The 15,034-nt window shown below is 40.0% G+C and carries 10 protein-coding genes and 1 tRNA gene; 7 read left to right on the plus strand and 4 right to left on the minus strand.

Annotation, left to right across the window (positions count from 1 at the left end; genetic code table 11):
• Window positions 1-9: 9 nt before the first annotated feature.
• Window positions 10-891 (minus strand): energy transducer TonB, encoded by an 882-nt coding sequence (locus I6J03_RS04820; RefSeq protein ID WP_003012355.1) that lies wholly within the window; start codon window positions 889-891, stop codon window positions 10-12.
• A 182-nt stretch (window positions 892-1,073) separates the two neighbouring features.
• Here I6J03_RS04820 and I6J03_RS04825 point away from each other — a divergent pair, with 182 nt between their 5' ends.
• Both I6J03_RS04825 and I6J03_RS04830 read left to right on the plus strand, forming a co-directional pair.
• Window positions 1,074-2,030: an energy transducer TonB gene (locus I6J03_RS04825; RefSeq protein WP_003012354.1), complete on the plus strand. Its 957-nt coding sequence runs from the start codon at window positions 1,074-1,076 to the stop codon at window positions 2,028-2,030.
• A gap of 43 nt (window positions 2,031-2,073) precedes the next feature.
• Window positions 2,074-2,940 carry a hypothetical protein gene (locus tag I6J03_RS04830; protein WP_003012353.1) on the plus strand — a complete coding sequence of 289 codons (867 nt, stop codon included), beginning with the start codon at window positions 2,074-2,076 and terminating at the stop codon, window positions 2,938-2,940.
• 20 nt (window positions 2,941-2,960) lie between these two features.
• Here the strand turns inward: I6J03_RS04830 and tsaD are convergent, their stop codons facing one another.
• Complete coding sequence (gene tsaD, locus I6J03_RS04835) at window positions 2,961-3,962, minus strand: tRNA (adenosine(37)-N6)-threonylcarbamoyltransferase complex transferase subunit TsaD (protein ID WP_201694180.1); 1,002 nt, start codon at window positions 3,960-3,962, stop codon at window positions 2,961-2,963.
• An 87-nt stretch (window positions 3,963-4,049) separates the two neighbouring features.
• Here tsaD and I6J03_RS04840 point away from each other — a divergent pair, with 87 nt between their 5' ends.
• Window positions 4,050-8,408: a translocation/assembly module TamB domain-containing protein gene (locus I6J03_RS04840; RefSeq protein WP_003012350.1), complete on the plus strand. Its 4,359-nt coding sequence runs from the start codon at window positions 4,050-4,052 to the stop codon at window positions 8,406-8,408.
• Between the two features lie 197 nt (window positions 8,409-8,605).
• Here I6J03_RS04840 and tig read toward each other — a convergent pair whose 3' ends face one another.
• Both tig and I6J03_RS04850 read right to left on the minus strand, forming a co-directional pair.
• Window positions 8,606-9,931: a trigger factor gene (tig, locus tag I6J03_RS04845; RefSeq protein WP_003012349.1), complete on the minus strand. Its 1,326-nt coding sequence runs from the start codon at window positions 9,929-9,931 to the stop codon at window positions 8,606-8,608.
• Between the two features lie 79 nt (window positions 9,932-10,010).
• Window positions 10,011-10,092, minus strand: a tRNA-Leu gene (locus tag I6J03_RS04850).
• Between the two features lie 160 nt (window positions 10,093-10,252).
• Here I6J03_RS04850 and I6J03_RS04855 point away from each other — a divergent pair.
• The 4 genes from I6J03_RS04855 (at window position 10,253) to I6J03_RS04870 (ending at window position 14,998) form a co-directional block, all read left to right on the plus strand.
• Complete coding sequence (locus I6J03_RS04855) at window positions 10,253-10,870, plus strand: hypothetical protein (RefSeq protein ID WP_003012348.1); 618 nt, start codon at window positions 10,253-10,255, stop codon at window positions 10,868-10,870.
• The gene (locus tag I6J03_RS04860; RefSeq protein WP_002996645.1) at window positions 10,870-11,172 is read left to right on the plus strand and encodes a winged helix-turn-helix domain-containing protein; all 303 of its coding nucleotides are present in this window, start codon (window positions 10,870-10,872) and stop codon (window positions 11,170-11,172) included. The genes I6J03_RS04855 and I6J03_RS04860 overlap by 1 nt, the downstream gene beginning before the upstream one ends.
• Before the next feature lie 73 nt (window positions 11,173-11,245).
• Entirely contained in the window at window positions 11,246-12,697 is a 1,452-nt protein-coding gene (gene creD / locus I6J03_RS04865) for a cell envelope integrity protein CreD (RefSeq protein WP_003012347.1), read from the plus strand.
• Window positions 12,698-12,898: 201 nt separating this feature from the next.
• On the plus strand, window positions 12,899-14,998 hold the full coding sequence (locus I6J03_RS04870; RefSeq protein WP_003012346.1) for a S9 family peptidase: 2,100 nt from the start codon (window positions 12,899-12,901) through the stop codon (window positions 14,996-14,998).
• Window positions 14,999-15,034: the final 36 nt, after the last annotated feature.

The raw sequence follows: 15,034 nt of genomic DNA on the forward strand, positions 1-15,034 counted from the left end.
ATCACCTGTTTATTGCTGTATAGTATTCAGGCGGATCGGAAGTGAATAGGCAACCCGTACCGGACGGCCATTCTGTATTCCGGGACTCCACTTTCTGGCTTTTTTCAGTAGAGCGATTGCAGCATCTCCGGTTCCGAAATTCAGATCGCGCCCTACCTTAATATCCGTAAGACTACCGTCTTTCTCAATCACAAAGGAGACCATCACTACACCATTGACTCCCTGTTCAAGTGCTGCAGAAGGATACTGATAATTTTCTCCGACCCATTTCATAAAAGCTTTGATGCCCCCTATTGGTTCAGGTTGAATTTCCAGAGCCACCATATCATGTACTTTATCGTCTCCCCCGCTCAGTGTACCTGTACCCTTTCCGGTAATTTCACCATCTTTTTTCTTATCACCGAACTCTCCTCTTGCGATTGCCGATCCGCCGGGCATTGCTTTCAACGTAAGACGTGCAGGTGATTTTTTGTCATCTTTAAAATCATCCTGAGCGGCGACATCATCTTTTGCCTTTCTGGCGTCCACAACAGTGGGTTCCGGAAAGCGGATCAGATCTAATGCCGGAGGATCCTGTGCGATCTGTTTAGGCTGATTTTCGGCCGGAAGCGGATCTTCAATCTTTTCCTCCGGAATCTTTTCAACCAAATCATCAAGCGTCACAGGAGTCACCTCCATCACAGGAGTTACATATTGCTCTCCGGGCATATGATCATAAGCAAATTTACCCATGCTGCATAACAACACGAAGGTAGTCACGATTGCGAGACCATAATTTGTCGCTCTGGGAGACAATTGACGAAGCTCATAAGCACCGTAGGATTGATTTCGACCTTGAAAGATAACTTCCAGCCATTCCTTTTTGTAAATATTTAATTTCGATCCTAACATAACACAACATTTAAAGTAAAACCATTTTATACGTTGATGCAATACGTTAAATCATTCCATAAAAACTTATCAATCTTTAGAAAAATAATTGTCACATTAAAAAAACGTTAATTCCTACAGCGATCTTTAAATAGATCATTATAATTATTAACTTTAAAAACCATATCAAATACAGAAACTTTATGAAATTATTACTTGTTCTATTTTTCGTGTGTTGTTACTCTGCCAGTAACGCACAACAGAATTTAGTTAATTACTTTAAGAAAGATAACGGATCGGCAAAAAAAGAAAATGCGTATTACTACAGAGTAATGAATATCCCCGAGAGCAAATTGGACACTATTTTCATAAAAGAGTTCTATGTCAACGGGAATAAACCAAAATTGACTGCTAAAACAAAAAAGATCCAGAATCCTACTACATATTATGGGAACGTGTATCGCTACTATGAAAACGGGAATCTGGCCTCAAAAGAGTTTTACAGTACAGATGGTATAGCTATCGATTCGGCTTTTTATTATTATCCGGAAGGTCAACTCAGAGACGTATGGTATTACAAGTCGGTCTATGAAAATGATAAGACAAAAGTAAAAGACTCTCTTTACATCAAACACTTTGACACTACAGGCAAGTTAGTGTTAAAAGATGGTAACGGAACTGCAACATCCTATTGGGATAAAGATACAGAGTCTGGAGAATATGTAAATCATAAGAAAAACGGTCTGTGGAAAGGCACATTTAATGGTAAAAAATACCGCTTTGAAGAAGAATACAATGCCGGTAAACTGGTAAAAGGAACAACTTATGATTCCTTAAATAATGAGACGCTTTATACACAACTGGGAATAGCTCCCGAATATCCCGGTGGCATAAGAAGTCTGATGCAGAAGGTCGCCAACACCTTTAAATATTCCCGTGAAATGATGGAGAATAACATTAACGGAACCGTGATTATATCTTTTGTAGTGAAAAAAGATGGTAAAATTGACAATATCGAAATAGAGAAAGACTTAGGATATGGATCGAGAGAAGCCGGTGTGAGAGTAGTAGAAAATCTCAGAAAATGGTCGCCGGGGATACAAAGAGGAATTCCCGTCAATGTCAGATACCTTCTACCTATCCGGTTAAATTTACAATAAGAAGAACCATTAAAATACTATTTTAGCCCTATACATTACATTTATGCGTAAGAAATCAATAAAATTCACTTTAATAATAGTTGCAGCATCTCTTACTTTCGGGTGCCAGCAAAAACAAAAAACAACGGACAACACAACAACAGACAGCTCTGCAAAAGACAGCATCGTTACTTCCAGTACAGAAGATGTCATTGCCTTTGGTTTTTTAGACTCCTTAGGCAAGCATATTCTTACATTGGAACAGGATTCTCTTCCTCATCCGGAGCAATACGATCTTGTACTTAATGATCAGGGAAAAGGATTTCCGGTTCAATATAAAGGATTTCAGAAATCTACTGATGGTGACAACGGAAGACAGACAGCCGATAATTTTGATAAAAGTGCAGGTTTTCTTTATCAACTAAAAGAAAACAAATTGACATCTTCTGCTACCGCAGTTGTACTGACAGACAACGCTTTTCTTTCTTCCAGAAAAGTACTGATCCCCCATGCCGCAAAAGATGCAGGTACAATGCCTGCTGCTGTTCAGAAATTAGTAGCTGAGAAGAATCGTAAGGTTAAAAACTTCAAAAATATAGCTCAGATTGACGAAAAAACATTGATCAGTATTGTCGAATTTGAAGTGAAAAATGATTCGGCTCTGGCGGTATTGGTATATTCAGCCCCTGGAAAGACAATCACTCGGGAATATAAAGCTAAATACGATGATATGAGTACCTGGCGTGTAGATGACGGAGGAGACTTCAATATGGATTACATCGACATCCTGTATGCATTCGTTTATAAGGATAATATAGAACTCGTCCTTTCGGATATGGGAGCAGAGGGCTATAATATAACCTATCTGAAAGAAAAGGCTGGTGCATTTGTTGTGGCCAAAGAAGCCTATGGCTATTCAGCCCCTTTCTAAAATAAATCAGGAAATAGCGCCTACAGATGCAAACGCGCTAAAGGCGCTACTTCCTGACCTACAAAATCTTGCTTAAGATATTTGTGATATCCTGCAATAGCAATCATTGCAGCATTATCAGTACAATATTCAAATTTAGGGATAAATACATTCCACTTATACCGTTCCCCCATTGCTAACAAAGCACTACGCAGTCCCGAATTAGCGGATACTCCGCCTGCAATTGCTATCTCTTTGATACCTGTCTGCTTTGCGGCTTTTTTGACTTTATTCAATAATATAGAAACAATTCTGGCCTGAACAGAGGCACATACATCTTTAAGATTTTCCTGAAGAAAATCAGGATTTTCCTTTTCATGTTTCTGTACAAGATAGAGAATAGCCGTTTTGAGTCCTGAAAAACTAAAATTCAGATCAGCAATCTGAGGTTCAGGAAGTGAAAAAGCATCCGGATTGCCTTCCTGTGCATATTTATCAACCAGCGGACCTCCGGGATAAGGAAGTTGCAGAATCTTGGCTGTCTTATCAAAAGCCTCTCCTGCAGCATCATCCAACGTTTCTCCCAGCAACTCCATATCAAAGTAGTCCTTTACCAACACGATCTGTGTATGACCTCCGGAGACAGTAAGACATAGAAATGGAAAAGAAGGTTTTGGATCTTCGATAAAATGAGCTAAAATATGCGCCTGCATATGATTGATATCAATCAATGGAATATTTCGGGCCAATGCGAAAGACTTCGCAAACGAAGTACCGACCAAAAGAGACCCTAATAATCCGGGGCCGCGCGTAAAAGCTACTGCATCTATCTCATTTTTGTGTACTTTTGCTTCACGTATAGCTTGATCTACCGTCGGAATGATATTTTGCTGGTGCGCACGTGATGCAAGTTCCGGAACTACACCTCCGTATTTTGCATGAACAGCCTGTCCGGCAATAATATTTGACTTAATTTCACCGTCTATACATATGGATGCTGATGTTTCATCACAGGAAGATTCGATACCCAAAATAATGGCCATAGCTAAAGAAGTAACTTTTAAATAGGATACAAAGTTATCAAAAAAATAATTAAAATAACGCTGATCACACTTGCAGGCATTACTGTCTTGCTTGCCTTATTTGTATTCTCTTTGCAATACAAACCCGTCCAGACCTATCTGGCTAAAAAAGCAGCCTCCTACCTTAGCAAAGAATTAAACGCCTCTATCACCATCAAAAGCATCTACTTTAAACCATTCTCATCCCTCGTACTTCAGGACCTCAAAATAAATGACAGTATCGGACAGACCATTCTCTACACAGAGCAGATAGATGCAGATCTGAAACTCACGGAACTCTGGCAGAATAAGATCACCGTTGAAAAGATCTATTCCAAAAACACGTTCATTGATTTTGAAATATACAAGGACAGCACCAATTTTTCTTTTCTTATTAACTACTTCTCCCCTAAGAAGAAACAAAAAAAGAAACCTTCTAAAAAGATGGATCTGGTTCTGCAGAGTGTTATCCTGGAAAACAATCATCTGAAAATCGTCAACAACACAAAAAAGCATTATAAATACGGGGTAGATTACGGAAATCTGGATATCACAGCATTATCCGGCACATTTGATCAGATCAGATTAGATTCAGGTTCCATGAGTGCCGTTATCCATAAGCTCAGTCTGCAGGAGAAATCAGGACTACATCTCAAGGAACTTTCTACCAAGGCCTTCTACGGGAAAAAGAGGATGGAATTTACCGATCTCAAACTGGTGACCAACCGGTCCAGGCTTACCGATTATATAAAATTTGAATACGACAGTCTGGCCGACTTCAGTGATTTCATGGAAAAGGTGCGTGTAAAAGCCCGCTTCCGCAACTCCTTTGTGTCTTCTAAAGATATCGAGTACTTTGCTACAGACATGAAATATGTACAATTCGATGTCCTCATCCCACAGGCCAATCTTCATGGAACAGTAGCCGATATACGCGCAAAAAATACGCTTATGCGTATGGGCAGAAATACTGAACTTGCGGGAGATTTTACAGTGAAAGGTTTACCGGAAATCAACAAAACGGTATTTGGATTTAACTTAACCTCTCTAAAAAGTAATGCTAAGGATTTGGAGAGCCTTATCCCACTCTTGGGCAATATGAAGTCTTTCAAACTTCCGAAGATCGTTCATCAGCTTGAAAACATAGCATATAAAGGACGTTTTGATGGATTTTACAATGATTTCAAAGCAAACGGATCATTTAAAACAGCATTGGGTGACTTAAAAACAGAAAGTCATATAAACCTTAAAAGGGGGCTTTCCTATGATGGTCATATACAATCTCCTGAATTTGCGATCAATACAGTAGTACCTGTTAAAGATCTTGGAAAAACCGGATTTGATCTTACATTTGACGGAAAAGGAACAGACTTCAAAGCATTAGATCTAAATGTAAAGGGGCATCTGGAACGCATACGATTCAGGGACTATACCTATAACCGGCTGGACATCGATGGAAATATTGCAGATGAATTTTTACATATATCCGGCAAATTAAATGATCGCAATGCCACATTGGCTTTCAGCACAGACATAGACTGGAAAAAGGATTCTCCTTCTTACCTGCTGAATGCGCAGATAGAAAACACCAATCTATTCGCTATCAATCTTTTCAAAAAAGACACTATAAATATTCATAATACAAGCCTCACCACTAATCTGCAGGGCGACAATCTGAATAATCTGATTGGCAAACTGGAAGCAAAAGACATTCATTTTACCACTTCCAAAGGCACATTCAATATCGCTTTTCTGGATTTCGATGCAGCCGGCAATCAGGAAGATCGCAACCTGGTTTTACATTCGGATGTATTGGATGTAAACCTGAAGGGTGAGATTGATCTTACGACGATCGGATCTTATTTCAGATCGCTGGCTATGCGTTATGCTCCGGCCATCGGATTTGAAACAAAACCTTACAATAAGCAAAATTTCGACTTATTTCTGAATGTAAAATCATTCAATCCCATTGCCTCTTTCGTAGATCCGAACCTTACACTGGAGGACGGTGCAACCCTCAATGCAAACTTCTCTTCTGAAGACTATACAGCACAGTTTCAGGCCTATAGTCCTGTTGTAAGATATAACGGTATAAAGCTCACGAATCTGATCATCGAAGAAAACGCAAATCAGGAAGCTCTGGCTTTAATGATCACGGCAGACCGCCTTAATCTTTCTGACAGCGCATATATCAACAATATCAATCTGACTAATATTCTTTCTAAAGACAGTCTGCTGTTCAATGTCAAATTATCCCAGCAGTCTTCTCCAAATTACCTGGATCTGAACGGAAATATATTATTTGCACATAATAAGCCTGCATACATTAACTTCTCTCCCTCCACAGTACAGATCAACAGGGAAGAATGGAATATCAATCAGGATGCCCAGGTCAGGATTTCCAAAGGAAAGGTTTACATGGAAAATCTCAAGCTGAGTCAGGGAGAGCAGGAGATCAAAGTGGATGGAGCGATGTCCGATGAGAACGACAAGATCAACTTTGCTTTCAATAATTTCGGATTAGCCTCTCTGGACGGTTTTACAAAGCCAATGGGTATTGCCATGCAGGGTAAAGTAAACGGCAATCTGCAGATCAATTCTTTATTCAAAAAACCGTACTTCAATGCCGACCTCAAGACCAGTCCGATCGTATACAACGGATTGCCGATCGGTCAGTTGAAACTGATGGCGACCTACAACCCGGAAGGAAGTCTCGTCGATCTGGATGTTGATCTGGCAGACGGGATAAACAAACAGCTTAAACTGGATGGTACGTATAATATAGGTGATGATAAAAATGCTATTGATATCTCTGGTAAACTCGTCAATACGGATTTAATTATATTTCAACCGTTTCTACGGAATCTGGTTTCCGATTTACACGGTTCTGTTTCCGGAGACATCAGTGTAAAAGGCTATATCAACAAGCCGGAGATAAGTGCTGCTACACATTTCAAGGATGCATCATTTATTGTCAACTACCTGAAGACACCTTACAGAGTTTCGGACGATGAGGTAAAAGTATCCAAAAATCATATTGTACTCAACAACCTGAAGATATTCGATCCTAACAATCACGAAGCAACAGCCAATGGTTATATTGATCTGAATAAACTTTCGGATCCGCGAATAGATGTTGATGTCAGCACGCAGAATTTTCTTGTGCTCAATACCACGTATAAAGACAACAACCTCTACTACGGCACGGCCTATGCCACAGGAACATTCAAATTCAAGGGACTCACCTCCGCCATGAAAATTGATATACGGGCCAAATCCAATGAGAATACAACGTTTACGATACCTTTCAACAGTTCGATGACGGTATCGGAGAGCGATTTTATATACTTTATCAGTCCCGATTCATCGGAAAACCGGAGAAAGAATAATCGGAACACCTTTCAGGGCTTAAGCATGAATATGGATCTGAATATCACACCCGATGCTGAAGTAAATCTGCAGACAGATCTCGGTTCATTAAAAGGAAGAGGTACAGGAGCATTGAACCTCAAGATATCCAGTCTGGGTGATTTTGAAATGTTCGGTGATTATGTGGTAAGTTCCGGCAAATTCAACTTTACGGCACAGGACTTTATCAATAAGATCTTCGATATGAAAGAAGGCGGTACTATCCGTTGGGCAGGGAATCCGAGTGAAGCTATTATCAACCTTAGCGCAGTCTATGAGCAAAGAACTTCAGTAGCACCGCTATACAATGCTGCCGGCCGTTCATCCACCAGAGATCAGCGCGTACTCGCACAGGCAGATATGATCCTGAAAGGAAACCTCACCAAACCGGATATAAGTTTTGCACTGACCTTTCCGCAGGATCCGTATATCAATGATGAATTGCAGGGGTATCTGACCGATGCTAACAATGTCAATCAGCAGGCGATGAGTCTTATTGTAAGGCGCAGCTTCACACCGGGATCATCTACCGAGTTTGGAAAAGAAGTGAATAATACATTGTTATCAGCAGGAACGGAAATTGCCTTCAATCAGTTGAATACGATTATTTCCCAATCGCTCAACATCAACTTCTTTGATCTCAATATCCGTTCGCTTAATGATGCTTCAGCATCCTTGCGCTTTTTTAATGACAGGCTCGTCATTACGGGAGGTGTGACGGACAGAAGAAATCTGCAACTCAACGATCTGAATGTATTCTCCAATGAAGTTGCGACAGATGCAGAGCTCTCCTATCGCCTGCGTAAAGATGGCAGTTTGATCCTGCGTGCATCCAACCGTCTTAATACACGAAATTTCCTGCTCTTAGGAATGGATAATGACTATATCAGTGCTGCCGGATTGGTCTACAGACAGGAATTCAACAGCTTCTCAGAATTCTTTAAACGCATGTTATTCTGGAGACGCCTTGAAGAAGAAACAAAGCCTAAGAAAAAAGAACCACAAAAATCCACAAAATAAGTTCAAAGACCCGAGTCTGGAAATTCGAACTCTTAATCCTATCCCTTAATAAACAATGAATCGGTTAAACCTCCGGCTTTTCATGTAAACTATAGCTTCTACCGGCCTAAAGTTTAGTTCACTTTTCCGATATAATCACAAAAGAAAACCGGCCTTTCGTGTAAGAAAGGCCGGCTTTAGTATATATTAAAATAAGCTTATGCTAATTTTTCAAATTTATCGTAATCGATTTTCTTTGATTTCAATTTTACAACTGTTTTCAGGTGATCGAATACCTTAAGAGCTTTAGCTTCTTCGAAAAGACGGTTAGCCTGCTCTCTGTCCTGCAACATCTGAATAGCATATTGTGACAATTGCTCGTCAGCAGGCTCTTCATTGATGTTATACATTTTGATCTGAGCGTAGATACGTTCTTTTGCAAGATTAATCACCTCATCGTATTTTACTTCTAAGTTGTTAGCTGTAACAATACGGTTTTCAATGATGGTCCATTTCAGGTTATTGATGAAATCAGCAAAGCCTTCTTCCAGCTCTTGTTCAGTGATATTCGGATTAGTTGCTTTCAACCATCTTTTCAGGAATTCTTCAGGGAATTTCACGTCAACTTTCTCCATACCGAAAGTATAAAGATCATTACGCAATTTCTGAGCAGAATTTTGTTTGAACAAGTTCTCCACTTCTTCTGTTACTTTTTCTTTGAAAACTTCCTCTGTAGTTACTTCACCTGCAGGGAATAATTTATCAAAGAATTCCTGATTCAATTCAGATTCTTCAAGACGGTTGATATTTTTAACAGTCAATTCGAATTTTGCAGGAGCGATTGCTTCCGCTTCTTCTTCAGTGATACCCAGGATACGTGCAAGATCAGCTGCTTTGAATGCTTTTTTCACATCAATCTTTACCGAATCATCTTTTTTAAGACCTGACAAAGATTTTTTGATCTTAGCGTCTTCGATGATATCAGTGCGGACAGATGTTGTTTTTTCAATACCTTCTTCACCTTCTTGTTTCAACGTAGCGTACAATACATCTCCCTCTTCTGATACTTCAGGATTTGTCATTTTTCCGTAGCTGCGACGAAGATTTTTGATACGAGACTCTAATGTTTCCGTATCTGCTTTGATATCGTATTCAGTGAATTCAGTTTCTTTAGTGAAAGGAGTTTCAAATTCAGGTGCTAAACCAATTTCGTATGTGAAGTTGAATGAATCTTTGAAATCCCAGTTGTAGTTTACTTCTTCATCAACAGGAAGAGGTTGTCCCAATACTTCCAGTTTGTTTTCTGAAATATACTCTGCAATTTTATCATTCACTACCTTATTGACTTCGTCAAATAAGATTGATTTACCGTATGTTCTTCTGATGTGACCAGTAGGAACCATTCCCGGACGGAAACCTGGTAATTTAGCTTTTTTAGCCTGATCTTTTATTGCCTTATCAACCTGTGGGTTGTAATCTTCTGGTGCTAAATCAACTGTGATGTTAGCGTTGATGTCGTCAATCTTCTTGTGAGAAACTTTCATACTTTATTCTAAGCGTTTAATCGCATTATTTTTTTAAAAAAAAATCCTCCCGATGTTTAATTTTCGGGAGGACATCAAGTGCGGAAGAAGGGACTCGAACCCCCACGCCTTGCGGCGCCAGATCCTAAGTCTGGTGCGGCTACCAATTACGCCACTTCCGCGGTTAGGACTTTTATTGTGGCACAAAGATAGAAACCAAAACGATATCCTGCAAGTATTTTCCAACTATTTTTTGAATATTTTTTCAATCTAAAATAAAATCAAAAAACTTTTTTGCATAATTCATTATTATTCATTTACTTTGAAAAACAAAGTACTTTTATGAGGCAAGAAGATTTAATAAAAGATATAGCGCAAATCCGCTCTTTGATGGAAAAATCCACCAAATTTATTTCCATTAGCGGCATTTCGAGCATCCTTATTGGTATATACGCACTTATCGGTGCCGCTTATGCTTACTATGAAGTCTATGGCTTCGATAGTGTAATGGGCTACAGAGATCATTATGTCAATGAACCTTCTATTATAAGTAAGTTGTTAATTACTGCAGTACTCGTATTGGCGGCTTCTATTACAACGGGTCTGGTAATGGCCAAACGGAAAGCGAAGATTCATCAGCAGTCTATCTGGAATCAGACAAGCAGATCACTATTGTTTGCTGTAGCTGTGCCACTGCTGACAGGAGGTATATTTGCATTGCTACTGATAGCTAGAGGAATGATGCTGGCCGTAGCTTCTACCCTGCTTATCTTTTATGGCCTGGCATTAGTGGCAGGAGGAAATTTCACTTTTAAAGAAATCAGGTGGCTGGGAATTTGCGAAATCGGATTAGGATTACTTGCTTTGCTGTTTCCCGGCTACGGAATTGTTTTTTGGGCTTTAGGATTCGGTGTGCTTCATATTATCTATGGAGTTATCGTCCATAAAAAATATGAATAGTGAACATCAACTTAGATTTATACGATAAAACATTAGAGAATAAAGTCCGCTTACAGATTATGAGTGTGCTGGTTGCAAATCTCGAGTATGACTTCAGCTCGCTGAAAATGTTACTGGATGTCACAGACGGCAATTTGGCTTCCAACCTCAAAACGCTTGAAAAAGAAGGATATATAGAGGTGTTCAAGACATTTATCGATCGTAAGCCTAATACTCGTTACAGAAAGACGACTAAAGGACAAGCAGCATTTGAGAATCACCTCACAGCGCTTGAAAATTTAATAAAACAACAGTACAAATAATTTTTTTACCCATTAACTTTGAATTTCAAAGTACTTTTAATAAAATTTATTCACCCTTATCACACACAAAATCATGGAAACTAAAGAAGTCTCATTTTTAGAAAAGATCATGCAATCGGTCGCTGTAAAACTGATCATGATATTGGTACTTACACTGATTATGCTTATTCCTATGCATTGGATCAGCGAACTTATTGATGAAAGAAAGTACCGCGAACAGGAAGTCAATTCGGAAATCGCACTTAAATGGGGAAAGCAACAGGTCATAGGTACACCTGTACTGGCTATCCCGTACACAAAGATTGCTGATCAGATTTCAGAGAAAAAAGTACAGAATACAGAAGTAAAGGTCATCGAAAAGGTAAAGGTGACAGAATGGATCTTCTTACTACCCAACCATGTCAAGATAGACAGCAAGGTCAGTCCAGAACCACTCAAACGAGGTATCTATAAGGTAGTAGTGTACAACACAAAACTTAACATCACCGGAGACTTTGACTCGCTGAACCTTTCAAAATTAAAGATCGATCCGGCAGATGTCAATTGGGATCAGGCTCGTGTAGTATTCGGGGTAGAGGATTTCAAAGGTCTGAAGGCTACACCTCAGTTTAGCTGGAAAGATCAGAAATTAGAACTGGAACCGGACTTTAACAACCTGACACTTTTCAGCCAGAGTCTGACGGCTCCTGTTTCCATCGCTAACGAAAAGGATAGCAAACAGAATTTCAATATTTCCTTTGATTTGAAAGGATCTAAGTCCCTTAACTTTCTTCCGTTGGCAGCACAGACTGACATCTCTATTACAGGAAACTGGTCTAATCCTAGTTTCAACGGAGCATTTCTTCCGGAAGACAGACAAGTCGGAACGAATAATTTTTCCGCAAAATGGAGTATCCCAAGCTTTAGCCGCAAACTGCCCCAATCATGGACGGGTACTGCAGAAACATTATACAAATTTTACAGTGATGTAGAGGAAACCCAGTACGCCGCTACGACTATGCCTGAACCGGCTTCTGCTACGACCTATACACAACAGACGCTGACCAATGACGACATGGTATCTGTTAATTTCTTACCGGAAGTAAATCAATACCAGAAAACAACACGGGTAGCCAAATATGGTATACTGGTCATTCTGCTGACATTTACGGCCTTGTTATTTACGGAGATTGTAAAAAAACAACGCATACATATTATCCAGTATATTCTTATCGGAGCTGCTATGGCTCTCTTTTACTCGCTGTTACTCGCACTTAGTGAGCAGATGGGCTTTAATATTGCTTATGTACTTGCAGCGCTTGCCACTGTTGGATTGATTGCTGCATTTATAAAGGGTGTCACAAAAGACAACAAGACAGCTGCCATCTTTGCAGGTATACTCAGTACGTTCTACATTTTTATATTCGTCCTGATGCAATTACGAGACCTTTCTCTTATTGTCGGCACCATAGGTATGTTTGTTATACTGGCTGTACTGATGCGCTTGTCCACAAAGATCAATTGGTATCAGTTTGATAATAAATAAAATTGGGGTGTTTAATTTAATAGTGATGTGATTTTAGCCATTCCCTGTCAGAGGGAGTGGCTATTACACCTTTTAGGATTACAATGATTTTTTTCAAGATATATCTCACGGCTATTCATATACTGTTTACGCATAAATGAGCCGTTTTATTTAAGTTATTAAAGCCTTTTAGTAACTTGCGGTTCATTTATTCTAGTATTTATGAAGAAACATATATTAGCTGTAGCTATGGTTTCGGTTTCGGGTCTTACGTTCGCTCAGTCAGAGCCGGAGTTAAAAACGGACAAATCTTTAATCGATCAACGCATGGCACATCAATCCAACACAACAGCACTTACTCCGGAAGTTTTATGGAAGTTAGGACGTGTATCCGCAGAAGGACTGACAGCAGATGGTAAAACACTTATTTATGCTGTATCTCAGTACGACTTTGAGCAGAACAGTTCGGAGAGAAATCTTTTTTCTGTAGCCGTAACCGGAGGAAAAGCAATTCCATTTTCTCAGGAAAAAGGAGGCGAATCGGTGGTGCATATTGCAGAAAACGGAGATGTAATCTATCTTTTAAAGGGTCAGCTCTGGAAAAAAAATATCAGCGGAGGTGCGGCAACGCAGCTTACTAAGGGTGAACTCGAACTGGAGAATGTTAAATTTTCACCGGACGGCAAATATATTTTATTCAGCCAGGCGGTATTAATTAAAAAATACCACAGTCCTGACCGTTATCCTGATCTTCCTAAGTCAGATGCCTACGTATTTGACAATCTGGATTACCGTCATTGGGATACTTTCAATAATGGAAAATTCAACCATCCCTTTGTAGCGACATATGATAATGGAGTAATCGGAGAACCTGTAGATCTTTTACAGGACGAACCATATTACAGCCCTCAGATGCCTTTTGGCGGAGCGGAAGATTTCGCATGGTCTCCGGATAGTAAGGCAGTACTCTACGTCTCAAAGAAAAAATTCGGAACAGACTATGCTGTCAGCACCAATACAGATATCTATCGCTATGACCTGTCCGGCAAACAGACGACTAATCTGACAGCCGGTATGAACGGTTATGATACAAACCCAATCTACAGCCCAAACGGACAAATGCTAACCTGGTTAAGCATGAAGACAGAAGGCTATGAAGCAGATAAAAATGATATTGTGTTATTTGACAAATCCAGTTCACAGCGGCTTAATCTTACCGCACACTGGGACGGGACAGTCAATTCATTTATATGGAGTAAGGATAACCGCAAAATTTATTTTACGGCTCCTGTCAAAGGAACTGTACAGTTATTTGAACTTACAGTCCCTGCAAATTTAAAGACGAAAGCATTTCCTCAGATCCAACAGATCAGCTCAGGAGAGTTTGATATAACAGGCATAGTCGGACAGAGCGATAATGCCCTGATCGTAACGTCTACCAAACTCACACATGCCCCGGAAGTGTACCGTTATGATCTTAGTAAAAAAGAACTGAAGCCTGTCACAACTGTAAATGATGAGTTATATGCCGGTATCTATACCAATAAGGTGGCTTCCCGTGTGACCAGGACCTCAGATGGTAAAGATTTATTTTCGTGGGTAGTCTATCCTCCGGATTTTGATCCTGCAAAAAAATATCCGACTATTCTGTATTGTGAAGGAGGCCCTCAATCCGCACTGACTCAATTTTACTCTTTCCGCTGGAACTTACAACTGATCGCCTCTCAGGGATATATCGTGATTGCTCCAAACCGCCGCGGTATGCCGGGCTGGGGTGAAAAATGGAATGCCGATATTTCCAAAGACTGGGGAGGCCAGCCTATACGGGATTACCTTGCAGCTATAGATGATATTTCGAAAGAACAATATGTAGACACTGCACGTCGCGGAGCTATCGGCGCCAGCTATGGCGGATATTCGGTGTATATGCTGGCAGGGGTACACCAAAACCGTTTCAAATCATTTATTGCGCACAACGGCCTGTTCGATATGCGGAGCTGGTATGGTACTACCGAAGAATTATTTTTTGCCAATCACGATCTGGGTGGTCCGTACTGGGATAAGGCAAATGATAAGACCTATCATCAGTTCAATCCTATTGAATATGCCAACAACTGGAATACGCCAATCCTGATTTTTCAGGGAGGAAAAGACTACCGTGTACCTGTCGGACAGGGCTTAGCTGCGTTTCAACTGGCACAATTGAAGAAAATAAAAAGCCGTCTGGTCTATCTTCCGGACGAAAATCACTGGGTGCTCTCCGGACATAATGCTCAGGTATGGCAACGTGAGTTTTTTGGCTGGCTCAAAGAAACCTTGTAAAACACAAAAAAGGTCCCGAAAAAATTTCGGGACCTT

The organism is Sphingobacterium spiritivorum, assembly GCF_016724845.1.
GTDB classification, from domain to species: Bacteria; Bacteroidota; Bacteroidia; order Sphingobacteriales; family Sphingobacteriaceae; genus Sphingobacterium; species Sphingobacterium spiritivorum_A.